This is a genomic window from Hymenobacter edaphi, assembly GCF_003258365.1.
Classification (GTDB): domain Bacteria; phylum Bacteroidota; class Bacteroidia; order Cytophagales; family Hymenobacteraceae; genus Solirubrum; species Solirubrum edaphi.
Genome location: NZ_QHKM01000002.1, coordinates 545519 through 569743, shown reverse-complemented (window position 1 = coordinate 569743; position 24225 = coordinate 545519). Strand labels below are relative to the sequence as shown.

16 protein-coding genes are annotated in these 24225 nt (G+C 65.9%); 7 read left to right on the top strand and 9 right to left on the bottom strand.

The window, feature by feature from the left end; genetic code table 11:
- Positions 1-93: 93 nt before the first annotated feature.
- Positions 94-3600 carry a transcription-repair coupling factor gene (gene mfd, locus DLM85_RS09920; RefSeq protein ID WP_111477947.1) on the top strand — a complete coding sequence of 1169 codons (3507 nt, stop codon included), beginning with the start codon at positions 94-96 and terminating at the stop codon, positions 3598-3600.
- A gap of 160 nt (positions 3601-3760) precedes the next feature.
- On the opposite strand, the gene DLM85_RS09915 is transcribed toward mfd, so the two are convergent.
- Together DLM85_RS09915 and DLM85_RS09910 are read right to left on the bottom strand one after the other, a co-directional pair.
- Positions 3761-4369, bottom strand: coding sequence for a DUF4276 family protein (locus DLM85_RS09915; RefSeq protein ID WP_111477946.1), 609 nt, complete (start codon positions 4367-4369; stop codon positions 3761-3763).
- A gap of 1 nt (position 4370) precedes the next feature.
- A complete protein-coding gene (locus tag DLM85_RS09910) occupies positions 4371-5615 on the bottom strand; it encodes an AAA family ATPase (protein ID WP_165822083.1) in 1245 nt (414 codons plus the stop codon).
- A 405-nt stretch (positions 5616-6020) separates the two neighbouring features.
- Here DLM85_RS09910 and DLM85_RS09905 point away from each other — a divergent pair, with 405 nt between their 5' ends.
- The 3 genes from DLM85_RS09905 to DLM85_RS09895 all read left to right on the top strand — a co-directional run bounded on the left by DLM85_RS09905 (position 6021) and on the right by DLM85_RS09895 (position 9759).
- On the top strand, positions 6021-6755 hold the full coding sequence (locus DLM85_RS09905; RefSeq protein ID WP_111477944.1) for a trypsin-like serine protease: 735 nt from the start codon (positions 6021-6023) through the stop codon (positions 6753-6755).
- A 420-nt stretch (positions 6756-7175) separates the two neighbouring features.
- Positions 7176-7877: a hypothetical protein gene (locus DLM85_RS09900; RefSeq protein ID WP_111477943.1), complete on the top strand. Its 702-nt coding sequence runs from the start codon at positions 7176-7178 to the stop codon at positions 7875-7877.
- A 274-nt stretch (positions 7878-8151) separates the two neighbouring features.
- On the top strand, positions 8152-9759 hold the full coding sequence (locus tag DLM85_RS09895) for a hypothetical protein (protein WP_111477942.1): 1608 nt from the start codon (positions 8152-8154) through the stop codon (positions 9757-9759).
- A gap of 179 nt (positions 9760-9938) precedes the next feature.
- Here DLM85_RS09895 and DLM85_RS09890 read toward each other — a convergent pair whose 3' ends face one another.
- The 3 genes from DLM85_RS09890 to DLM85_RS09880 all read right to left on the bottom strand — a co-directional run bounded on the left by DLM85_RS09890 (position 9939) and on the right by DLM85_RS09880 (position 15748).
- On the bottom strand, positions 9939-11060 hold the full coding sequence (locus DLM85_RS09890; protein WP_111477941.1) for a serine hydrolase domain-containing protein: 1122 nt from the start codon (positions 11058-11060) through the stop codon (positions 9939-9941).
- Positions 11061-11413: 353 nt separating this feature from the next.
- The gene (locus tag DLM85_RS09885; RefSeq protein ID WP_111477940.1) at positions 11414-12217 is read right to left on the bottom strand and encodes a helix-turn-helix transcriptional regulator; all 804 of its coding nucleotides are present in this window, start codon (positions 12215-12217) and stop codon (positions 11414-11416) included.
- A 243-nt stretch (positions 12218-12460) separates the two neighbouring features.
- Entirely contained in the window at positions 12461-15748 is a 3288-nt protein-coding gene (locus tag DLM85_RS09880) for a beta strand repeat-containing protein (RefSeq protein WP_165822082.1), read from the bottom strand.
- Positions 15749-16568: 820 nt separating this feature from the next.
- Here DLM85_RS09880 and DLM85_RS09875 point away from each other — a divergent pair.
- A complete protein-coding gene (locus tag DLM85_RS09875; protein ID WP_111477938.1) occupies positions 16569-16982 on the top strand; it encodes a hypothetical protein in 414 nt (137 codons plus the stop codon).
- 257 nt (positions 16983-17239) lie between these two features.
- Here DLM85_RS09875 and DLM85_RS09870 read toward each other — a convergent pair whose 3' ends face one another.
- The 3 genes from DLM85_RS09870 to DLM85_RS09855 all read right to left on the bottom strand — a co-directional run bounded on the left by DLM85_RS09870 (position 17240) and on the right by DLM85_RS09855 (position 19409).
- Positions 17240-17650, bottom strand: a complete 411-nt coding sequence (locus DLM85_RS09870; RefSeq protein WP_111477937.1) for a hypothetical protein — start codon at positions 17648-17650, stop codon at positions 17240-17242.
- An 84-nt stretch (positions 17651-17734) separates the two neighbouring features.
- Entirely contained in the window at positions 17735-18325 is a 591-nt protein-coding gene (locus DLM85_RS25440) for a hypothetical protein (protein ID WP_165822081.1), read from the bottom strand.
- Positions 18326-18575: 250 nt separating this feature from the next.
- On the bottom strand, positions 18576-19409 hold the full coding sequence (locus tag DLM85_RS09855) for an alpha/beta fold hydrolase (protein ID WP_111477934.1): 834 nt from the start codon (positions 19407-19409) through the stop codon (positions 18576-18578).
- 252 nt (positions 19410-19661) lie between these two features.
- Here DLM85_RS09855 and DLM85_RS09850 point away from each other — a divergent pair, with 252 nt between their 5' ends.
- Together DLM85_RS09850 and DLM85_RS09845 are read left to right on the top strand one after the other, a co-directional pair.
- Entirely contained in the window at positions 19662-20666 is a 1005-nt protein-coding gene (locus tag DLM85_RS09850; RefSeq protein WP_133256997.1) for a hypothetical protein, read from the top strand.
- A gap of 381 nt (positions 20667-21047) precedes the next feature.
- Entirely contained in the window at positions 21048-22547 is a 1500-nt protein-coding gene (locus DLM85_RS09845; protein ID WP_111477932.1) for a tail fiber domain-containing protein, read from the top strand.
- A gap of 216 nt (positions 22548-22763) precedes the next feature.
- On the opposite strand, the gene DLM85_RS09840 is transcribed toward DLM85_RS09845, so the two are convergent.
- Positions 22764-23945 carry an esterase-like activity of phytase family protein gene (locus tag DLM85_RS09840; RefSeq protein WP_111477931.1) on the bottom strand — a complete coding sequence of 394 codons (1182 nt, stop codon included), beginning with the start codon at positions 23943-23945 and terminating at the stop codon, positions 22764-22766.
- Positions 23946-24225: the final 280 nt, after the last annotated feature.

Sequence of the window (24225 nt, the reverse complement as noted above, 5' to 3'; positions counted from 1 at the left end):
AGCCCCCCACTACGGTATTGAATAGCCGCTTGCCCGACCGGAATTCCATCCGGCCGGGCTTCTACCTTTGCCCCCTCTCCCAGCCGATACCCCGTGCAGACCTCCGAATTCCTCCGCCTTTACTCGCTCGACCCCGACATCCAGACCCTCGCGCTGAGCCTTAAGCCCGGCCTGGAAGGCGGCGCCGGCCAACGCTTCCACCTGCGCGGCCTCGTCGGCAGCCAGGACGCGGTGGTGGCCGCCACCCTGCACCTGGAGCGGCCCGACGAGCACCTGCTCTTCATCCTGCACGACCGGGAAGAAGCCAGCTACTTCGCCAGTGACCTGCAGCACCTGGTGGGCGAGCGGGAGGAAGTGCTGACTTTCCCCAGCTCCTACAAACGCTCCTATTCCTTCGACGAGACGGAAAACGCCAACGTGCTCATGCGCGCCGAGGTGCTGAACCGGCTCTCGGGCAAATCGGGTGAGAAGGGCAAGACGGCGGACGAGAAAACCAAAGCCAAGGCCAAGCAGGACGGGGAGCCGCTGCCCAAAGGCGCGCTTATCGTGACCTACCCCGAGGCATTGAGCGAAAAGGTAATCAACCGCCAGAGCCTGGTGCAGAACACGTTCACGACCAAGGTCGGGGACCGGCTGGACGTGAATTTCCTGGGTGAGCTGCTGGCCGAGTACGACTTCGAGCGCACCGATTTCGTGTACGAGGCCGGGCAGTACGCCATCCGCGGCGGCATCGTCGACGTGTTCAGCTACGCCAACGAGCTGCCCTACCGCATCGAGCTGTTCGGCGACGAAATCGACTCGATCCGGACCTTCAACCCCGAGTCGCAGCTGTCGGTGGAGCGGCAGGACAGCATCAGCATCGTGCCGAACGTGCAAACCAAGCTGCTGACCGAGCGGCGCGAGGGGTTCCTGGAGTTTTTGCCCGCCAATACCGCCATCTGGACCAAGGACGTGCGCCAGCTGCTCGACGTGGTGGGTGAGCAGTTCGACAAGGCCGAGCAGAACTTCAAGACCGTGCTGGAAGAGGGTCACGGCGTCAAAATCGTGTCGAAGCCGGAGGAGCTGTTTGAGACGACCAAGGCGCTCAAAAAGCACCTGGAGCGATTTCCGGTGCTGGAATTCGGCAAGCGGTTCTACTACAAGGAGGCCGAGCAGGTGCAGTTCACGGCCAAGCCCCAGCCCTCATTCAACAAGGACTTCGGCCGCCTCACGAAGAACCTGCTCGACAACCAGCAGCGCGACTTCACCACCATCCTCACCGCCGAATCCATGCGGCAGCTCGACCGGCTGCGCACCATCTTCGACGAGCTGGGCCGCGAAATCCGCTTTCAGCACCTGGCCCTGGGCCTGCGCGAAGGCTACATCGACGAGGAGCGCAAGCTGCTGGTGTACACCGACCACCAGATATTCGAGCGGTACTACCGGGCCCAGGAGAAGCGCAAGTTCTCCAAGAAAAAGGCCCTGACCCTCAAAGATCTGCGCACCCTGCAGCCCGGCGACTACGTGGTGCACCAGGACCACGGCATTGCCCGCTTCGCCGGCCTCACGCAGGTGGAAATCAACGGGCACCAGCAGGAAGCCATCCGCCTGGTGTACCGCGACGACGACGTGCTGACCGTCAGCATCCACGCTCTGCACAAGATTGCCAAGTACTCGGGGGCCGAGGGCACGCCGCCGACCATGAGCAAGCTGGGCTCCCCGGAGTGGGAAAACAAGAAAAAGGCGGTCAAGAAAAAGGTCAAGGACATTGCCGCCGACCTCATCCGCCTCTACGCCAAGCGCAAAACCGCGCCCGGCCACGCCTTCGCCAAGGACTCCTTCATGCAGGCCGAGCTGGAATCCAGCTTTATCTACGAGGACACCCCCGACCAAGCCAAGGCCACCGAGGACGTGAAGCACGATATGGAGCTGCCCCACCCGATGGACCGCCTGGTGTGCGGCGACGTGGGCTTCGGCAAGACGGAGGTAGCTATCCGGGCCGCCTTCAAGGCCGTGGCCGACGGCAAGCAGGTGGCCGTGCTGGTGCCCACCACCATCCTGGCCATGCAGCACTTCAAGACCTTCCGCGACCGGCTGGGCGAGCTGCCCGTCACCGTCGACTACATCAACCGCTTCAAGACCACCAAGCAGGCCAAGGCCACCCTGGAAAAGGTGGCCGAGGGCAAGACCGACATCCTCATCGGCACCCACCGGCTCACCAACAAGGACATCAAGTTCAAGGAGCTGGGTTTGCTCATCATCGACGAGGAGCAGAAGTTCGGCGTCAAGACCAAGGACAAGCTCAAGGAGTTGAAGGTGAACGTGGACACGCTCACGCTCACCGCCACGCCCATTCCGCGCACCCTGCACTTCTCCCTGATGGGCGCCCGCGACCTGTCCGTCATCAGCACGCCGCCGCCCAACCGCCAGCCGGTGCAGACGGAGTTGGCCGTGTTCGACGAGCACCTGGTGCGCGACGCCATTGCCCGCGAGTTGAAGCGCGGCGGGCAGGTGTTCTACGTCCACAACCGCGTGAAGGACCTCACCGAGCAGGCCGCCCTGATTCAGCGCCTGGTGCCCGACGCCCGCATCACCAGCATCCACGGGCAGCTGGAGGGCGACGTGCTGGAAAAGCGCATGATGCAGTTCGTGGAGCACGACTACGACGTGCTGGTATCCACCAACCTCATCGAGTCGGGCCTCGACATTCCGAACGCCAACACCATCATCATCAACCGCGCCCACATGCACGGCCTCTCCGACCTGCACCAGATGCGCGGGCGCGTGGGCCGCTCCAACAAGAAAGCCTACTGCTACCTGCTCACCCCGCCCGTGGCGGGGTTGCCCGCCGACGCCCGCAAGCGCCTGAGCACCCTGGAAGAGTTTTCGGACCTCGGCGCGGGCTTCAACGTGGCCATGCGCGACCTGGACATCCGCGGCGCGGGCAACCTGCTCGGCGGCGAGCAGTCGGGCTTCATCAACGACCTGGGCTACGAAACCTACCACCAGATTCTCGACGAAGCCGTGCAGGAGCTCAAGGAAACAGAGTTCCGCGACCTATTCCTGGGCGATACCACCGGCCGCCTCAAGGACGCCGCCGACTTTGCCCGCCCCCGGGAGTGCAACGTGGAAACCGACCTGCAAATCCTCATCCCCGATACCTACGTGGGCTCCGTCTCCGAGCGCCTGCAGCTCTACAGCAAGCTGGACCGCGCCCGGGAGCCCGAGGAGCTGCGCCGCCTGCTCGCCAGCATGACGGACCGCTTCGGCCCCCTCCCGCCCGAGGTGGAACAGCTGGCCGACATCGTGCGCCTGCGCTGGCAGGCCTGCCGCGTGGGCTTCAGCAAAGTCTCGCTCAAAAAGGACACCCTCAAGGGCTACCTCGACGCGGGCGAAGGCCACGAGCCCTACTTCCAGGGCGAGCAGTTCGGCCAGATCCTGAACTACGTCCAAACCCACCCCCGCCGCGCCAGCATGAAGGAGCGCAAGGAGCAGCTCATCGTCACCATCACCGACGTGCCCGGCGTGCTGCCCGCCCGCCAGCTCCTCACCGACCTGACCATCGACGCCCCCGAGCCCGTGCTGGCCGCCCGCGTGACAGATGATGAGGACGAGGGGTAAGCAGGAAAAGATAGCGCAATAAGAACGTCATGCTGAGCTTGTCGAAGCATCTCTACCGCTTCGTCTGAGATTAACCCGTCACACAGAAAAGCGGCGTCTGCAGGTTGCAGACGCCGCTTTTTCGTTCTATCGTCACATGACCATCACATAAGCCATCCATCTATTCCAGACTTGCCAGACACTGCCGGAAGTATTGAAAGCTGGGCGAACTGTTCCGCTCGATATCCAGGTGCGGGGCAATGGTTTCAGCCCAACGTACCTTCGCCTTGGTTGCTTTCGGATCGGCCTTTTGCAACACCCGCAGCAGCGCTTCCCAAGCTTCCGCCACGGTATCGGGGTTGTCGGGCAAGCCGCCGAAATGCTGGGGCCGCACCCGGGGGTAGGCCGTCTGAATAGCCAGCGGGTCACCCAAAAACCAGGCTTCCAGCTCCTGCACGGCCAGAGTATTCACCACGTAGAACGGCCGCTGGCCGGCCGCCTGCGCGTACGTTAGCAGCCCCGCCTCCGTAGCCGCCTGCTCTAGCTCCTGCCGCCGGCGCTCAGCTATGTCATCAGCGTCCACCAGCACCACCACGCGCAAGTCCTGCTGCCCCGGCTGCTCCAGGCGCCGCTTGTAGCCCTTGAGCACGGTCGTCAGCTGCTTGAGCAAATCCTGACAGCCCCGGAACACCCGCAGCTTGGGCGTATAATGCGCCGGTAGCAGCCGGGGCAGCAAGATGCGTAGGGCCTCCTCCGCCGATTCCTCCTCCAACAGAAACTCGACCCGCATATTACTCCCGGATTGGCTGCTGGGAAAGCGGGGCCAGCGGGTCGCCCACGTCAAAGAAATTACGCTCCCAGAGGTAGCCCAGCGGGGAGCCTTCTTCCACCATAGCCACGACGTCGGGCAGGTCGGCTACCCGCGTGGCCTGGGTATAGCCGTCGGCGCCCCGATGCAGAATCCAGACCTGCGCCGGCTCCAAGGCATCCAGCAGCGCTGGCGAATGCGTGGCCACCAGCAGCTGCCGCATCTCGGTAGCCCGACTCAGTTCCTCCGCCAGCCGGGGCAGCAGGCGCGGGTGCAGCTCGTTTTCCGGCTCCTCCAGCCCCAGCAGCCCCGCCGCCTCGGGCTCCCGCAGCAGCGTGAGCAGCGCCGTGAGCCGCAAGGTGCCATCCGACATGTACTGCGCCGGCAGCGGCTTCTCAAACGGCGCATCTCGGAAGCGCAGCAGCAGCCGCTCGTCCGAAGTTACTTCCGTCAGCACCTCCGCCAGCGCCGGCACCTGCCGCCGCAGCTCCCCGATGATGCCCTGCAGCACCTCGGGATGCTTTTGCTGCAAATAGTAGAGCACGTTGGGCAGGTTGTCGCCACTCGGGGAAAGCCGCTCCCGCGGCCCTTGCTCTGTTTGGCCTACTGCGTGGCTATCGGTTAGGTGGATATAGCGGTAGGAGGTCAGCAGGTTAGTAAAGTTTATTTCATAATGAAAACGCAGCTTACTCCCTCCATCAAACAGCGGAGAATAAAACAGATAAGGATTTGCAGCAGGAATGACCCGCATGTCCTCAAATACCTCACTGTAGTATGCATTCCTCTCTATTTTCTCTTTTGAAGCCCTTTTTAAGGCCGCCTCTGTTGAAGAGTAAAATAACCTCTTCGTTATTCCTCCTACGATGTAGAATGCTTCGTGTGATACGAACACCTCGCCTTCTGATTCGCTAATACTCAACTCATACTTTACAGCAACATCGCCTGTAATCGAAGCCCTTACCTCAAACTCAATAGCACCCTCACTCCCCCGCGTCCGCATCCCCGCGAAGCGGTTCCGCTTCTCCCAGGCCTGCTGCAGATTCCCCGATACTGCCTCCGCCAGAAACGCCAGCGCATCCAGCACCGTCGACTTGCCGCTGCCGTTAGGCCCCACCAGCACCGTCAGCGGCGTCAGGTCGCGCAGCTCCACGTCGCGCAGGGCGCGGTAGTTGCGGATGCGCAGGTACGTCAAGCGCGGCACATGGGGCGTGGCTTCGATTTCGGACATGGTGGTTAGCAGGGTTTCGCACAAAGTACGCGCCTTGTCCTGATTGATGCGCGGTGTCGGCACCTCGTCACCATCACCGACGTGCCCGGCGTGCTGCCCGCCCGCCAGCTGATGAACGAGCCGGCCGTGGAATCTAGGCCGCCGGTGGTAGCCGCGGCTGCCGCCCTTGAGCAACAAGGAATCCGCTTAGGAAGCTACTCAAGCTGCCCCACCTCCCCAGCAGCCCGCCCCGGACCGCCCCTAGGAACGCCTGCAAAAACGGCCAGGCCGATAGCGCAGAAGCCGCAGCTCCGCCGCCAGATACCAAATCCCTCCCCTCTCCCCCAAGAGGAGGCCGGGGGCCGCAGGCTCCTTGCGCCAGAATACGTAGTTTGACCCGCCCCCATTACCCGGGCGACACCGCACATGAAACTTCGCTGGCTGATCTGTTTGCTGCTGCTCACCACCGCGTGCCGGGGGCAGGAACGCGTTTCCTCCAAAACCTTCCCCCCGATAGCCCTGGCCAACCGGATTACGTTCGCCGATGCCCAGCTCGATCAGGCCCGGTTTGCCTGCGGCTTCCTGCTCCAGCACCACGGCGACACCTTCGCCGTGACGGCCAAGCACCTGCTGAAGTTCATCAAGCCCAAGGACATGAAAACCCTCGCCTTCGGCAGCGCGCTCCGGTCCTGGTCGTTGTTTCCGCTCCCCGAGCCGGCCCGTAGCGCCGTTACCGACCAGCTGCTCAACGAGAACCCCGCCGAGTCGTTGCAGGCCAAAGCCACCTACGACAACGACTGGCTGGTTTTCTCCCTCAAGGCCAATCACTCGGGCGTGCGGGCCCTGCAGGCCCGTACCACTCCCCTGCGCCCCGGCGAGAAGCTGTACGTAGTGGGCTGGACGCGCCACCAGGCCAGCGGCCCCCAGCGGGTGTACGAGTTCGAGTACTACAAAACCATCGACAACCGCCTCCTGCTGAAAGACGTGCTCGTACCCGAGCAGCTCGGCGGCCTGAGCGGCGCCCCCGTGGTCGACGAGCAGGGCCAGGTCGTGGGCATCGTGTCCGGCGGCACCGAAGACCCCGCCACGGGCAAAAAGTACTTCGCGCCCTGCGCCCTCACCGGCCTGCTGACCTTCCTGGACACCCTCCCCCGCAAGTAAGCCCGTTGCCCGGTCTCCTCAGCACCCGTCCCGCCCGGCCGCAGCCACGCCCTGTCCATAGACTCTGGCAGCCCCTCCCGCCATTTCATGTCGCGCCTGAAGCGGGGTAGGGGGCCGGGGGGTAAGGCGCCCCGCCCAAAACCAATAACAAGCCCGCCAGAACGAGTAACGCGCCCGCCACTACGCATTACCAGGTCGACAGAGGCCATTACATCCCCGACCGACGCCAGTACCAGGCTGACAGCGGCCATTACAAGGTCGACAGCGGGCATTGCAAGCCTGACCGAAGCCATTACAAGGTCGGCAGCACGCATGACAAGCCCGGCAGCGGCCTTGGCAGAATATTCCGCTCCCGCCGGCTACCAACACCTCGACCGTAGCCTATATTTCTCGCAAACAAACCCTTACAACCCAATCACTATGACGGACAAGCAACGGGCCAAGCTGCAAATGATGCAAGCCACCCTGCGGGTACTCGACGAGTACGCCGACCTCTACACCGGCAACGCCGCCTTCGGCAAGGCCCGCCAGCAGCTCCGCGACCTGGTGGCCGAACTCGACCCCACCGCCGATAACCAGCAGGGCGCCGCCCGCACGGCTACCCCCGGCGCCGTCAAGAAGCAAACCAAGCGGCACCTGGCCCAGCGCGCCGCCGAAGTGGCCGCCGCCCTCTACGCCCACGCCGACGACACCGACAACCTCAACCTCAACCTCCAAACCGACAGCGACTACTCCGAAAGCCAGCTCAGCCGCTCCACCGACAACGACCTGCTGCGCATCGCCAAGAACATCCACGAGCGCGCCACCATCCTGCTGCCCCAGCTCCAAGACCAGGACGTCACCGCCGCCGAGCTGGATGAGCTGGCCGCCGCCCTCAAGGCCTTCAAGGACGAGCTGGCCACCCCGCGCGTAGCTGCCGCCACCGGCAAAGCCCACACCCAGTCCCTCGCCGCCGACCTGCGCCAGGCCAACGCCCTGCTCCGCAACCGCGCCGACAAGTTCATGGTCCGCTTCCAGCGCAATCATCCCCAGTTCCACACCGCCTACCAGTCGGCCCGCCAAACCATCAACACCGCCGCCCGCAAAGAAAATGCCCCCAACCCCGCCGCCCCCACCGTCTAACCCTACTCCAAGCTGCCCCCTCCCCAAGTCGTCAGGCTCCCCCTCTCCTTTTTTGGAGAGGGGGCCGGGGGGTGAGGCGCCCACCAGCGCCCCGTTGCCCGTCCCTATCCGCTTCGACCCTATTGCAACTACGCCGGCGCCCGGCTTCCCGATGTGCGGAAGCCGGGCGCTTTGCTTTCTACCCCGAGGCGAATCCAACGCGATAGTGCTATTTTTCAAAAACCTTTTGCCACTTGCCCCTCGGGTTGCCACCTCCCCCACCTATTGCCCCAGCATGAAAACACTCCTACTCCTGGCCGGCGGCGTGCTAGCCTGTAGCCCGCTGCTGCACGCGCAATCCGTCGGCATCGGCACCGGCGCCAGCCCCGACGCCTCTGCCGCCCTGGAGGTGAAGGCCCCCGATAAGGGCCTGCTCGTGCCGCGCGTGGCCCTCAGCTCCCTCACCGACGCCAGCACCATCGGCAGCCCCGCCGCCAGCCTGCTCGTGTACAACACCAACGTCGCCCTGAGCGACGGGGTGGGCTACTACTACAACGCCGGCACGCCGGCCGCTCCCCAGTGGCAGCGCCTCGTCACCGAAGCCAACCTCGACGCTACCAACGCCACCGTGGCCAGCCTGGGCACCACCAGCTGGCGCACCACCGGCAACAGCCTCACCGGCACCGGCCAGCTGGGCACTACCAGCAACAACCACGTCGATTTGCTGACGGGCAACGCGGTGCGGGGGCGCATGAGCAGCCTGGGCGAGTTTTTCTGGGGCACCACCAGCACCGTCCGCACGGGCGACCTGTTCAACGTGGTCAGCAACGCCACCTTTCCCTTTGCCCTGAACGGCTACAGCTCCTTCAACGGCTCCGGCGTGTACGGCACCATCCAGGGCAACAACACCACCCAGTTTGCCGCCGTGCAGGGCGAAAACAACGCCACCTCCGGCGGACCGAACACGGCCGGGGTGCGGGGCGCCAACAACAGCATCAGCCCCGGCACCGGCTTCCGCACCCTGGCAGACAGCGGCCCGCGGGCGGGCGTCATCGGCAGCTTCAGCCGGCCGGGCACGTACAGCTTCGGCGTGGTGGGCAGCAGCCCCGGCGTCGACACCCGCACCGGCGGCCTCTTCGGCGACGATGGCGGCATAGCCATGGGCAGCGTGGGCTATTACGCCCAGAACAACCAATTGGACTACTCCTTCTACGGCTTCGGGATGGCCCAAACGACCGGCACCACCACTGGCCGCGCCGCCCCGGCCAGTACCCACATCGGGCTGGGGCTGGAAGGCGGGGTGATGGGCGGCTGGGTGCGCGGGCAGGTCTACGGCCTGCACGCCCGGGGCGAGCGGTACAGCCTCTACGTCGACGGCCCGGCCGTGACCAACCAGCCCCTCACCCAGCTGGCCGAGCGCCCCGACGGCACCCGCGCCGCCACCTACGCCCCCTCGGCCCTCACCGCCGACGTAGCGGCCCGGGGCCGGGCCGAGCTGCGCGACGGCACTGCCTTCGTAGCCTTCCCCGCCGACTTTACCGCCCTGCTTGCCAACCCGCAGGAAGCCACTATCACCGTCACCCCCACCGGCGACACCCGGGGCGTGTTCGTGGAGCGCGTCACCGAAACCGGCTTCTACGTGCGCGAAAACCAGCAGGGCCACTCCCAGGCCCCGCTGCACTGGACCGCCACCGGCCTGCGCCGCGACGCCAGAGAAGCCCCGCTGGCTCCCGAGCTGCTGACCCGGGACTTCGACCCACGCATGCGCCGCCTCATGCACAGCGACGCCGACCCGGCCGCCCCCACCCAGTACCTGTGGTGGGACGGCCAGCAGCTGCGTTACGATCAGCCCCCCGCCCGCACCGCGGCCCCGCCCCCCGCCACGCGCCCGCAGCAGCCCTAGGCCGCCGCGCCCCAGCACGCGCCCGCTCCACACCCTTACTTGTTCCTCCGGACACCAGCGCCCGACTTCCCACCCAGCGGAAGCCGGGCGCGGTCGTCTCAGCCCGCCACTTCGCGGCAGTACTGCTCCGGGTACCACCAGCAGGTATTGGGTAGCACCTGGAGCGAAGAAGCCCGCCGCTACTGCGCCGCCGGCACCAAGTACCGCCGCAGCATCGTATCCGACTGCTGGTGCGCCTTGCCCGAGCCGTAGCCGGTGCTGGTGATGACCACCACCATATCCAGCGTCGGAAACAAGCCGATTTTGTTGCCCCCGTTGCCCATCATCAGCGCGGCGGGAATGGGCTGCTGGGCCGAGCCGTAGTTCTGCAGCCACCACAGGTAGCCGTACTCCAGCCCGTCGCGCCCGACGCTGGCGTGGGGCGCGAGGGATGCCCGCACCCACTCCGCCGGCAGCAACTGCCGCCCGTTCCACTGGCCCTGGTTGAGGTAGAGCTGCCCCAGCTTCAGAAAGTCGCGGCTGCGCAGCTGCAGGCCGCCGCCGGTCTGGGCCGTGCCCAGCGGCGTGTACTGCCATTCCACCGCCCCGATGCCCAGCGGCCCGAACAGGTACTGCGCGGCAAAGGCGTCAACTTTCTGGTGGGTGGCCCGCTCCAGCAGCCCGCCCAGTAGCGTGACGCCCGCCGTGCAGTAGCTGAAGCTGCGCCCGTACGGTGCATCGGCCGGCTTGGTCACCCAGGCCGCGAAGCCGCGCACCGGCAGCTCCAGCGCGAAGCGGTGCCAGTCTTCCACCAGGTACATGCGCTCCTCGTTGCCGCGGGAAAACTGGTTTTCGTCGTCGCACTCCAGGATGGAGCTCATGGTCAGCAGGTCTTCCACCGTCAGCCGGTCCTTGCGCGGGTCGGGGTTGGCTAGGCGCTTTTTGTCGCGGAAGTAGCGCAGCACGGGCTGCTGCACGCCGGGCAGGTAGCGGTGCTCGATGGCCAAGCCCACCAGCATGCCGGTAATGGTTTTGGTGGCCGAGCGGGTGTCGTGCAGGGTGGCGGCGCTGGCGCCGTGGTAGTACTGCTCGTACGCCAGCTTGCCGTGCCGGGCCACTACCACGCTGCTGATGTGCGGAAAGACGCCCGCCCGAATGGCGCTATCGAGGCTGAGCAGCCGCGCCGCCGCCAGGCCCTCGGCGGCCGGGGCGCTCAGGGTCCAGCCGTCGGCGGGCGCGGTAGTTGGAGCCGGCGTCTGGGCTTGCGCGGTCGATACAAACAGAGTGAGAGCGGCCAGTCCGCCCCAACGAAGAAAACCCATAAAACAGGTGCTAACAGTCGCCCCTCTGCCCAAACCAACGGGGCCAGGCGCGGACGACAGCCCAAAAGTAGCCGCCCCTTTTTCACTCTGATAGCACCCGCTTAACCTGCTGGAACGCCCTTAAGGAATCAACCCATCGGGCCGTCACACTTCGCTTGGCCGTCCTGCTGAGCCCCGCGAAGCATCTCTACCGCTTCGCCAGATAGTAGAATCACTACCCGACATCAGCACGTGAGATTCCTCGGCTTCGCTCGGAATGACGAGCGGGCCGAGCCCAACGAAGCGGTAGAGACGCTTCGCGGGGCTCAGCAGGACGTTCTATTTTGCCTAGAACCTTTGCTCAACCCGCGCACCTACCCCCGGCGCCGATACTCCCCCGGCGTCAGCCCCGTCAGCTGCCGGAAGCAGCGGCCGAAGTGGCTCTGGTCGGCAAAGCCGCACTGGTAGGCAATGTCGGCCAGCGGCAGCTCCGGGCGCCGCAGCAGCGGCTTGGCCTGCTCCACCTTCTGCTGCCGCAGGTAGTCGCCAAACGAGGCGGCGAAGTAGCGCGCAAACTCCCGCGACAGGTGCACCGGGTGCACGTCCGCCTCCGCTGCCAAGCGCTCCAGCGTCAGCGTCGCGGGCGGCTCGTCGTGCAGCAGCGCCCGCACCGTGGCCACCCAGGCCGGCACGCCGCGCTCGGGCCGCCCCTCGGCGCGCAGCAGCTGCCCAAACACCTGTAGCAGCAGGCCCTCCACGGTGAGCCGGCTGGCGGCATCGGCCAGGTGCAGTTCGCGGTGAATGGCCCGAAACAGCGCCGGCAGCCGCGAGTGCGTCAGGTGGTAGCTGCCGGCCAGGGTCCCGGCCTCCAGCTGGTGGCGCGCAAACCACGTCGGCTCCAGCTCCAAGTGCATCCCCCGCGCCTGCGCCGTCTCGCGCACGTTGTAGTGCGGCTCCTGCCAGTGATGAAACAGCAGCGTCCCCGGCGTACACTGCAGCTGAGCCTTCCGGCTGGCTTCCAGCAGTTGTCCTTCCAGTACAAAGGTGAAATAGGCGTTTTCGTGGTAGTGCCAGTCAACGCGGGCGTGGGTGTACTCGGTATCCGTCACCAAGCCGCCCACCAGCCGCAGGGTCGCGTGATGCTCCCCGAAATATTCGCCGGGCTGTAAGTGCTGCATACCGCAAATAACAACGGAACTACCCACTCCCGCCTCTCACCATCACCGACGTGCCCGGCGTGCTGCCCGCCCGCGAGCTGCTGAACGAGCTGGCCGTGGAATCCATGCCGCCGGTGGTAGCCACGGCTACTGTGTCGGATGACGAGGACGAGGGGTAAGCGGCACTAGCAGCTGTGGAAACTGACGCCGCCCCGCTGAGGCCTTCTGGTGAAGGAGGCTCCGGTAGCGCGTAGATCATCAGGGCTACTGGCGGAAGAACCGCGCCGTGCGGTGGATGCGGCCCGCGTGGAGGCGCAGCACGTACCAGCCAGCGGGCAACGCCGCCAGGCTAACCTCCCCGCGTGGGCCGGCCGGCGCCGTGCGCACCCGTTGCCCGCTTAGGGTCAGCACCTCCAGCGTGGCGGCGCCGGCCGGCAGCAGGCCCGTATACGCATAGCGCACCTGGTCGCCGGCCGCCACCGTGGGGTACACCTGAAAGTCGGCGGCACTGGTCAGGGCCACCGTGCGCACCGGCGAAATCGTGGTGGCGCCGTCCTGGTCGCGCTGCACCAGCCGGTAATAGAGCAAGGGCGAGCCGGCCGGCAGGTGCTCGTCGCGCAGCGCGTACGTATGAGCGGAAGTGCTGGTGCCCGCCCCGGCCACGAACCCGAGGCCCGTAAACGTGCGTCCATCGGTGCTGCGCTCCACGGTAAAGCCCGCGTTGTTTTGCTCCTGGGCCGTGGCCCAGCGCAACTGCACGGCGCGGCTGCCCGGCACCACCTCCGCCGTAAAGTCTGTGAGGCTAACGGGCAGCAGCGAGGCCGGGGAAATGCGCCCAACAATGGTGTTCAGGTAATAAGGCCCGCCGCCCTCCAGCCGCGTGCTGCCAAAGGTGGGCGCGGTGCTTCGGGCTGACACAACGACGGTGAGCCGGTCAGCGACATCCAGGAGCAGACTCACGGGGACGTCATCCCCCACGCCGCCGCCCCGCAGCCCTCCTTGCCAAGTCCCGGCACCGGCATCCATCCGCGCGACAAACACATCCTGGTTGTTGCCGCCGTATTGGGTGCTGGCATTGGTCAGGGTAGCACCGAAGGTGGCCGTCGCGCCCTTAAACCAACCCGTCACGTACACCTGGCCGTTGTTGTCCGCGGCCAGCGCGCTGGGCCGGTCCTCCGCGGTGCCGCCTCCCTGCTGGGCCCAGGCCCAGCTGCCGGCGGCCGTAAGCTTGGCCACGAAGACGTCGTCGGTGAAGCCCGCGTTGGTAATGGAAGTTGTGCCGAAAGTAGCGGTGCGGCTCTGGAAATAGCCGGCCAGATACACATTGCTGCTCCCATCCACAGCCAGGGCCGTAGAGGTTCGCGTGCCCGTCCCACCGGCAGCTCGCGCCCAGTCCCAGCCGCCGGCCGCATTAATTTTAGCCACAAATAAGTCGGCTCCGGTTCCTCTGGTAAGCACGGTACTCCCAAAGGCAAGCGTAGGGCTGTAAAAGGCACCGCTTACGTACAGGTTGCCGCTACCATCCGATGTCAGCACCTGTAGTTCGTCGGTAGACGAGCCGGCTGCCTGCTGGGCCCAGCTCCACGTCCCAGCCGCGTCGATTTTGGCCACAAACACCTCATACGTTCCACTCGTGGCGTCGGTGTTGGTGAGCACCACGGTGCCGAAAGTGGCCGTGCTGCTGCTGCCGTGCCCCGCCACGTACGCGTTGCCGTTCGCGTCCAGCTCCAGGCCCATGGGAAAGTCTCGGCCCGTACCGCCGGCCCGCTTGGCCCAGGCCCAGGCCCCCGCTGCATCCAGCTTGGCAATGAACAGGTCTTCTACGCCATTGCCGCTGCCGCTGGTGAAAGTCGCATTTGTCAGGTTAGTGGTGCCGAAAGTGGCCCCGTTGCTGGTAAAAGCGCCCGATAGGTAGGCATTGCCACCAGCGTCTACCTTCAGGTTTACGTTCGTGTCATTGAAGTTGAGCAGCGCGCGTTGGGCCCAGGTCCAGGAGCCGCTGGCATCCAGCTTAGCTACAAACAACGATTGGCTGTTGCCGCTGCTCGTCAGCGTGGTGGTGCCAACAACCATCGAACTGCTGGTGAATATTCCCGCCACGTACACGTTTCCGTTGGCGTCCAAGACGACGTTGGTCGGCAGCTCAGAGCCGGTGCCCCCTATGCGCTGGGCCCACAGCCAGTTGCCGGCCGCATCCATCTTGGCCACAAAGGCGTCGTACGTCCAGTCCGTGGGGTCAGGGTTGGAAAGCGTGGTACTGCCCAGGGTGATGGTGCCGGTAAAGTACCCTACGACGTAGCGGTTGCCACTGGCATCCACCGCTGCCTGCCGCACGACTTTGTTTCCCGTGCCGCGCTGCTCGCTTTTGGCCCACTGCCAGGCCCCTGTACTGCTCAGGGCCGTGACATAGATGGAGCCGTTGGTCAGCGTGGTTGAGCCAAAACTTCCGCCCGCGCTGATTTGCCCCAGGGCAATTACGTTGCCGCTGGACGTTAATGACAGCGCCGTGGCATAATCATCGTATTTGCTTCCGCCGCGCACGGCCCAGCTCCAGGCCCCAGCCGTGCTGAGCTTGGCAATGTACACGTCGCCGTAAGAGCCGCTGTAGGCGGTTTCGGTGTACGCATTGGCAAGCGTGGTACTGCCAAACGTTGCCGTAGCGCTCTGGAACTTGCCAGTTACATACACGTTCGCGCTGCCATCCAACACCAGGGCTATAGGGGTTTCGGTGGCGGTGCCACCGGCCCGCACGGCCCAGGTCCAGGCGCCGGCCGTGCTGAGCTTGGCCACGTATGCTTCCGCAGCGTAGCCGCTGGTAGAAGGATTAGCGAGGGTAGAACTGCCAAATCCAGCGCTTGGCCCCTGGAAGCTACCCGTGATGTACACATTGCCGCTGCCATCGACGGCTAAGGCGGCAGCAAAGTCATCTTGCGAGCTACCGCCCCGCACAGCCCAGCTCCAGGCACCTGCCGCCGTCAGCTTGGCCACAAACACATCGTAGCTGCCCGCGCTGGTAAGCGTAGTGGAACCCAATACCGTCGTGGTCTGAAAATCACCGGCCAGGTATACGTTACCGTTCGCGTCCACTGCCAGGGCCCTCACATTGTCCGTTGCGGTACCACCGCCTCGACGGGCCCATACCAGAGTTCCAGCGGTATTGATCTTGAGCACAAAAACGTCCTGGGAGCCAGCGTTCGTAAGCACATCCGTGGCCCCGTAGGACACCGTGCTACTGGAGAAATACCCCGCCAGATACAGGTTGCCGCTGGCATCCAGGGACATGGTCCGCACGGCGTCGCTGTTCGTGCCTCCGAAGCGTTGGGCCCACAGCCAGTTGCCGCCGGCATCGAGTTTGGCCACGAATGTCTCCCAGCTATTGGCGCCGGGGTTGGTAAGGGTAGTGGCCCCAAAGGCAAGGGTGGGGCTGCTGAAGTAGCCGCTTACATATACGTTGCCGCTGGCATCCACTGCTACGCTGGTGGGGCTATCCTGCCGCGCGCCGCCTACCCCCTGCACCCACTGCCAGTTGCCGCCGGCATCGAGCTTGGCCACAAACACGTCATCGTTAGTTCCCGGGGAAGCTCCCGGAGAAGCATTGGCAAGGGTGACCGTGCCGAAGGCGGCCGTAACGCTCTGGCTAAAGCCCGTAACATATACGTTGCCACTGGCATCTACCGTGAGTGCAGTAGGACGGTCTTCCTCGGAGCCACCGGCGTTTCTAACCCACAGCCAATTGCCGTTGGCATCAAGCTTGGCCAGAAACACGTCGTTTTTACCGGCGCTGGTAAAGGTGGTACTACCGAAGCTGACCGTGCCCGTAACAATACCCGCTACATAGGTATTACCGGCGGCATCATGCTTGGAGAAGTACGGGTAAGCCGAGCCGTTATTGCGTTCGGTAGCTAAGGATACAGCTTGGTCCCAGTTTTGAGCGGCAGCTGGCCAAGCCAGCAACAAGAACAGACAGGCAAGCAGGTGGCGCGTAGTACGTAAAGGTCGTTGCATGCGGTAGGAAGCAGGGACGAAGAGAAAAGCATCCGGCAAGGCCTAAGACCAGCAGCGTTATACCAGCCCATACTTGTGGAAGTAACAAAGTTACTTCCAGTGGCGGAGCAGTTACAATACCTACAATCAGGTAATTATGCAGCCTAAAAGCACCGTTTAAGATCCTACTGCTCCTCCACTCACGGGAGTTCTTCTGCCCTAACCGGGTTGGGTAGAGTACCCACCAGTGTCCCGCTGGCCACCCTGCTATAGCTGCGCCTCCCTGCCGCCCCAGCGTCAGCCCAGCCCCACCCGCTACCCCCATGCTCCCGCCTCCCCAGCAGCCCGCGCCGCCCGGCCGCAGATGCTTAGAGGGTATCTTCCCACTATGTCTACTACTTATCCCGATAAGGTCTACACCATGACCGACTGGTACGACGGCCCACGCGAAGGCGTAGCCGACTACCAAGGCAAGCCTCACCATTACCGCTGCCAAACCGGCTACGAGCCCTACGACGAGCCTTCCCGCTACCGGCTAACGCCCCTTGATGAAGAAGCCTTTCAGCTGGAAATGGAAGACTGGGCCATCTGGCTGCGCTACTGCACTGCTTGCCAGGAAGGACGCGCCACAGCCGAAATGCACCCAGCACTACCGGAAGACCGCCCCCGGCACAAAGAACTTAAACCGCTTATACAGGCCAAGCTTGCCAGCCTCTCCACCTTAAGCGTATTGGCTACTGCTCAATTCAGTCGCGGCTCAGAAACTGTGACTTGGACGCTTCTACCGGAAGCGCCGCAGTAACCCCTCCCCCTCTCGTCTTCGGAGAGGGAGCCGCGCCCCGTGGGGGTCCCGTGAGGCGCCCCCACCCTCCTGACGCGGCCGCGGAAGCCCATGTCACCCCGCGTCGGGTTCAGGTCACGCGCGTTGAACCTCCTGTCACCGCCGTTGAGGCCCTGGTCACTCCTTCGGCCCGCGCTGCCAGCCTTAAAAAACAACGTCCCCGACCTACTGGCCGGGGGCGTTGGTGCTTGTAGCGAACGGGTTGGGCGAGAACCGGGCTACAGGGCGGCTTTGCGGGCCAGCACGGCGGCTTCGAGGGCGTCGGCTTCGGCCAGGGAGGCGTTGAGGCGGGCCACGTCGAATTCGCGGTCGATGAGGGAAACGGGGTTGAACTCCAGCTGCCGGTCCTGCAGCTCGGTGATGCGCCGGCTCAGGGCGCGCTTGCGGCGCTCGTAGTCGGCTTTGGTGTCGCCGTCGGGCAGGGTGCCGAGCAGCGTGGTGAGGGAGGTTAGCTCGGCCTGCTTGACGGTCAGCTCGGCACCGAGGTCGGTGACGTCGTCGCTGAGGTTGCCGCGGCGCTTGTCGAGAATGCGCTGCTGCAGGTCGAGGTTGGCGCGTTCTTCGGCAATGAGGGCCAGCACGGCGTCGCACTGGGCGCGGGAGGAAAGCTGGTTAACGGAATAAGCCATGCGAGAAGGAAGGATGAGGAGTTATACGTGTATCGCCCAACGGCATTAATAGTAGCAGCAGCTCTTATTATTATCAATAACTTCTCAAAACGGGACGCTATTTTCTGACATATTCTCAAAATAAGTCCCAATCCATTCCGCTTCGGCCCGCAGGCCGGCTTCGCGGGCGGCCAGGCGGGCGCGGGGCACGTCGGCGGCGGGGCCGAGGGTGTGGGCCGTGGAGGCGGTGAGCACGGCCAGCCAGCGGCGCGGCCGCTCGTCGGCGGGCAGCGGAGCCAGGGCGGCTTCCAGGGCCGGCAAGAGCGCGCGGAGGCGGCGGGCCTGCTCGGCCTGGCGCCGCAGCGGCGCCGCCGCGTGGCGCAGGCGGTCGGCTTCGAGCAGGCAGTCCGCCCGGCGGGCCGCCAAGGGGCGCAGGGCCGGAAACAGCGTCACGGGCAGCAGCCCGGCCGCAGCGGAGGCGGTAGCGGCGGGCGCGGCCGGCGGCGGCGCGGGCGTAATAGCCTGGGCCAGCACGGCCAGCCGCAACAGCGCGGCGGTAGGCAGCTCGCGGCGGCCGATTTCGGCTCCGGCCAGCAAGGCGCGGGACACGTCGAGGTAGCCGGCCAGCTCGTTTTGCTTGAGCCCGAAATACGCGCGCACCGTGCGGCTTGCACTAGGATAGGTAGTTGCTTTCATGGCCGGAGAAGGAAGGTAAAGCTTGTCACAAAACATGCTGTCACAAAATAAAATTGTGACAGCATGTTTTGTGACAAGCCGGCAACGCGTGTTAGGGCTTATCTGAGCGGGTTTACCAAGCCCTGACTGTCTCAGCTGGCTGCCCGCTACCCCAAGCGGCCTCCGCCGCCCCCTAAACCAAACAACGCCCCCGACCTACCGGCCGGGGGCGTTACTGCGGAGGGCTGGGCCGACTACACGAAAACCCAGGCTACCGGGCGGCATCGAAGCCATCGGACCGGGCCAGGGCAGCAACCTGCTCCCGCCCGGTCACGGACAAAATCAGCTGCACGGTTTCGGCGGGCTGGTCCCACTGCGGGAAGTGGCCGCAGCGGTCCAGCCAATACAGCGCCGCATCGGGGAAGGCCGCGGCGGCCCGGGCGGCCTGTCGGGGCAGGCACACCCGGTCCTGCCGGCCCCAGCCAATGACCAGCGGGTGCCGGATGCTGCCGCGCGGGGCGCCTTCCTGCTTTTTGCCGTAAGCCAGCTGCCAGAGCAGCTCGTCGAAGTTGGTGGTGCGGGCGTAGGTGCGCATCTCGTCGAGGGCCGCGTGGGCGGGCACCCGCCAGGGCCGCACCGAGTACTGCGCCAGCAGCAGCGTGCGGCCCAGGGCACTGCCGGTAATGGCGGGCATCAGCGGCTGCAGCCCCCGAATAAGCCGCACCGCCGCGGCCCCGCTGTAGTAGAACAGCGGCTTTTCCCAGTTTTCCCAGAAGCCGCCGGGGTCCAGGGCCACGGCCGCGCCCAGCACGCCCCGGCGCGCCAGCTCCAGCACCAGCCGCGCCCCCATCGACGAGCCCACGCAGTCGACGCCCACCAGGTTCTGCTCCCGCAGCCACTGCACGAGGGCATCGGCCAGGGTATAGATGGAGTTTTCGCCCGGCAGCGCGGGCGTCTGGCCGTGGCCGGGCAGGTCGATGGCAATAACCTCGCGCTGGGCGGCCAGCGCATCCAGGATGGTCTGCCAGCCCCGCCAGCTGCTGCCGATGCCGTGAATGAGCAGCAGCGGCCGGCCGGTGCCGCGGCGAATGTGGTGCAGGTGCATAAGCAAGCAACGTAATGTGACGCCCAGGCACCGGCCCCCGGATGCATTCCGACGGCCGGCCCAAGCCAGGCAGTCATACGGCCCCCACCACCGAACAGCCATCCGGGACCTCCGCCCAGCGCGGCCAGACACCGGCCAGGCGCCCAGTCCGCTGCGGCTACCACCGCCGCTGCCCCGCCTCCCAGCCCCGCCCTGCTACGCCAGCAAGCCGGATTGGCGGCGGCTACCTTTGGGCCAAGCTTATCCTTGTTTATGCCCGAGCCCTGCGAATCCTGCCGCACGCAGCCTATCGAGGTCAGCGTGTACTCCCAGGCAGCCCCTATTCCTTACCGCCTCTGTCACGCCTGCCATCAGCGCTTCCTTGGGCGGGCATTGCGCCCCCTGGAGTTCTTCAATTTGTCGGCGGTGCACGGCCCCGTCTACGAGTGGCCCGATGACTACTTTGACGACGAAGGCGAGGCGTACCCCGCGCTTACCGAAGCAGAGTCGGATGCGCTTTTAGCTTTGCCGAGCCTGCCCCAGTTGCGCGGTGACGTGCGGCGCCTGGTGCAGTACGCGTTGGTCAGCCCGGGGCCTCCCCGGGAAGTCAGTGCACTGCTGGCGGAGTTCGAGCCCTGGGAAGTGCAGCAAGTATTGGATGAGCGCATTGCGGTTTATCCTTACCGGCTGGGCCAGTGCCTGGAAATAGCCGCCGAAGCCCTGGGGCCGCGCGCTTACCACTGGGTAAAGCACCGGCTGGCGCACTACCCGCAGGCGGATATCGGCGTTTTTGCCCCGGCCCTGGCCCGCTGTTTTCCCGTTGCCGAGGGCGAAGCCATCATGCTGGGCTCCCTGAGCCAGCTAAGCGAAAAATCGTTGATGCAGCGCATTCACTGCCTGTCTCCCTTCTCCGGCAACGGGCCGTTGGACTGGCTGGAAAACCAGCGCAGCCGTATCCATACCGTATCCGACGGCTACGGCATGACGGTGGCCCTCGTCGGCATCAGCTGGGAACGGGTGCAACGCTGGCTCCGTTTGGGTCGGCCGCTCAGCCTGATTGCCCTGGATGCCGTGGTGAATTGCAGCACCGCCTGCCTCAACCCCGACCAGTACCGACGGTTCCGCCTGAATCCGCCTCGCTTGCTGGCCCCGGCACCCGTCGCCGAGATGAACCGGGTGCTAGCGCAATACCTGGAGCGGGACAGCGTGCCGCGCACCAGAAAGGCGGTACGATTCATTCAGCAGAACTGGGACAACATCCTCAAAAGCGAAAGTTGAGCCTGAGTGGCGGCGCTGAATTGTGTCGGGGCAAGCCATTGTTTGCCGGGCTGGCTTCCCAGCAGCCCGCGCCGCCCGGCCGCAGCCCGGCCGCCAGATACCAACCACTCCCCCGCTCCTCTTCATGTCGCGCCTCAGGCGAGGCAGGGGCCGGAGGAGGGAGGCCACCCGCTTGCCCGTCCCTCGCCGCTTTGTCCCTGTTGCAACTACCAGCCGGCGCCCGGCTGCCCGCCCGGCGGAAGCCGGGCGTTTTGGTATCATCCCAGCCCGAAAGGTGCCCGCGCCCACTCCGGCCCCAGCTTTTTTACACTGACGGTCAGCACCTTTACCCACATCCGGGGTAAGATCTTAGCTTTGCGCCGCCGCCTATCCCGCCAGCTTATGAAACACGCTTACATATTGCTCGCCGGCTTGCTGAGCGCCCCCCCCGCCCTGGCCCAGACGCCCGTCGGCTCCGTCGGCATCGGCACCACCTCGCCCGACGCCGACGCCGCCCTCGACATCCAGGCCACCGGCAAGGGCCTGCTGATTCCGCGCATGGACTCGGCCAGCCGCGCCGGCATCAGCAGCCCGCCCGACGGGCTGATGGTGTTCCAGACCGACGGCCGCCGGGGCTTCTGGTACGCCTACGGCAGCACCTGGCTGTTTATCCCCGACAAAGCCAAATCCGGCGACAACCTCGGCAACCACCGCGCCACCCAGACCTTCGACCTGAACAACAAGTCCCTGTCGGCCCAGGCCACTGCGCCCCTGGGCGACTCCACGGCCCAGGTGCTGGTGCAGTCGACGGTGCCCAGCAAAAGCGTGGCCCTGATGACGCGCAGCTACTACGGCCGGCACTACTCCCGCACCATGCTCTCGGGCTACGGCACCGGCCCCTACGGCCAGGATATCGACTACGCCGTGTGGGGCAACGCCTACCGCGCCGACGGCTGGGCCGGCATCTTCACGGCGGGCCGCCCCGGCCAGCCCCTGCGCTGGGTGGGCCTGGCCGGCCACCCCGGCTACATCAACGCCAACGCCGCCATCCGCATCGTCGACGGCACCCAGGCCGCGGGCCGGGTGCTCACCTCCGACGGCGTGGGCAACGGCAAGTGGCAGCCCATTACCGCGGCCGGGGGCAACTTCAACCTGGGCACCTTCCAGCTGGTGGGCAACGGCGGCAGCAACGGCATCCGCATCAGCGCCGCCGGCGTGGTGGAGCAGGCCGGCGTGGAGTCGCCCACCCTGCTGCTGCACTCCAACAGCAACGACGAAGTAAGCGCAGGCGCCCTGCAGTGGCGCGAAGACAACACCGCCTACGGCTGGAACCTGCGCCACAACACCGGCGGCAGCGAAGCCGGGCAGGCCGCCGACCGGCTGATCCTGGAACGCCTGAACGGCGCCGGCGCCGTGGGCGTGATGAGCTGGAACCAGGCCAACGGCTACGTGGGCATCAACACCCTCAACGCGGGCTACACCCTGGACGTGGCCGGCACCATCCGCGGCACCAACGTGTCGCCCTCTGACGCGCGCTTCAAGCAGGACGTGCGGCCGCTGGCCGGGGCCCTGGCCGCCGTGCAGCAGCTGCGCGGGGTGCGCTACCGCTGGAACGCGCTGGGCGTGGAGCACGGCGGCGTGGCCGGCGCCGAGCAGGTGGGCCTGCTGGCCCAGGAGGTCGAGCGGGTGTTTCCCGAGCTGGTCAGCACCGACGCCCAGGGCTACAAGGCCGTCAACTACGCCCTGCTCACCCCCGTGCTGCTCGAAGCGCTGAAGGAGCAGCAGCGCCAGCTGGAGCAGCTCTCCCGCCAGGTTCAGGCGCTAACCCAGCGCCTGCCCGCCCCGGCGCAGGCCACCCCGGCCCGCCCCAAGCCCGCCACCCAACGCGTAGCCGCCAACTAGCGGGGCGAGGGGGCAGCTTGGCTATGCGGTTGGCCCGCTGCCCGCTCTGCGGGCCGCATAACCACTCGGGCGCGGCCCGCTCGGCTCAACGCCGGCTATTCCCCGGCAACGGGCATCAGCATCGGTGAAATGCCCCGGCAGGGCCCCGGCCCCAAACGCAAACGGAGCGGCCGCCCAGGCAGGGCAGCCGCTCCGTTTGCGTTTGGGGCCGGGGGGCTAGGGCATCACCTCGAAGGCCAGGAACTGCGAAATCTGGGTGGCGCCGAAGTTGTTGTCCGACACCATGATCAGCGAGTAATTGCCGTTGGCGAGCTTGGGCCCGAAGGTCATGCCCTCCAGGTTGTCGACACGGGTCAGGCCAATGGTGCCCAGGTCGAGCACCAGGCGCTTGGTCACGGGCGTGTAGTTGGTGCCGGTCAGGGCCGTCAGGCCGGCCACGTCGGTAGCCGCCGCCAGGTCGATTTCGTAGATGCGCACCTTGTAGTCGGGCGTGGCGCCCACGGCGAAGGAGCGCTCCATGGCCAGCAGCTTGGTTTCCGACAGGGCCAGCACTTCCACCACGCCGTTGAGCTGAAACTGCGTGCTGGGCACCGGGGCGGCGTGCACCGCGTCGAGCTTGTAGGCATACTGCCCGGCCAGCTGGCGGGTAGCCTTGTCGTAGCGCAGCAGGCGAATGGTGGCGCCGGCCAGGCCCGCGGCGGCGCGGGGGCCGTCTTCGTAGAGCGGCTCCTCGGAGGCGGTGAAGATGTACTTGCCGCCGGGGCTGATGCTCATGCCCTCAAACGAGCCGTTGGAGCGGGTGCCGTTGTCGGTGGCCTGGATGCGGAACAGCGGCGGCAGCGGAAACTCGGCCACATGCGAGCCGTCGAGGTTGGCCTCGCGCAGGTAGGGCTGAATGAGCACGGCCGGCGTGGCGGCCACGTTGCGCACGCCCTCGCTCGACCAGATGAGGCGGCTGGTGGCCGCGTCGTAGCGGATGCCCTCCGGGTCGAGGGTGTTGGCCGGATCGGTGGCGGCGCTGGGGAAGGGCGTGCCGTCGGGGCGCTTCAGGGTGGTCACGCCGGTAAACGTCACGTCCGCGAAGCTGCTCTGGTTGAAGTTCAGCGTGGCCGTGTAGTAGCGGGTGGGCTGCAGGGCCGAGGGGTCGTCGCACATCAGGTAGTACGAGTTGTTGTCGGCGCGGTAGTCGATGCCCGAGAAGCCGCCCAGCGTGGTGTTGTTGTAGGTCTGCTGGTACGGCACGAGCTTCTCGCCGATAAAGCGCAGCGACGACACCTGCGTGGGCAGGCCGGTGTCGGTGGTTGTCTTGGCAGAATCGTCGTCGCAGGCGGTCAGGTTCAGGGCCGCGGGCAGCGTGAGCAGCAGGGCGGCGGCGGGCCAGCGTTTGGTCATGGTCATGGCAAAAGGGCAAAAGGGAGAAAGGGGAAGAAATGGGGAGCAAAGAACGGCACGGCCACCGGCGCCGGGAGTTACGCCAGCGTTAAGAATGCCGGCGCGGCGACCCCGGCTAAGCTAGCAGTTCTTTGCTGCCCGCCGACAGGCGGGCGCTCCGGGCCGTGCCAGCGCCGGCCCGCGGCGCCCATCCCCGGCCGATGCAGGCCGGCTCGGGGCGGTTCGGCCAGCCGCTGTTGCGGCAATGGCCCCGGGCAAAGGCGGCAGCCCACCCGACGGCGCGGCG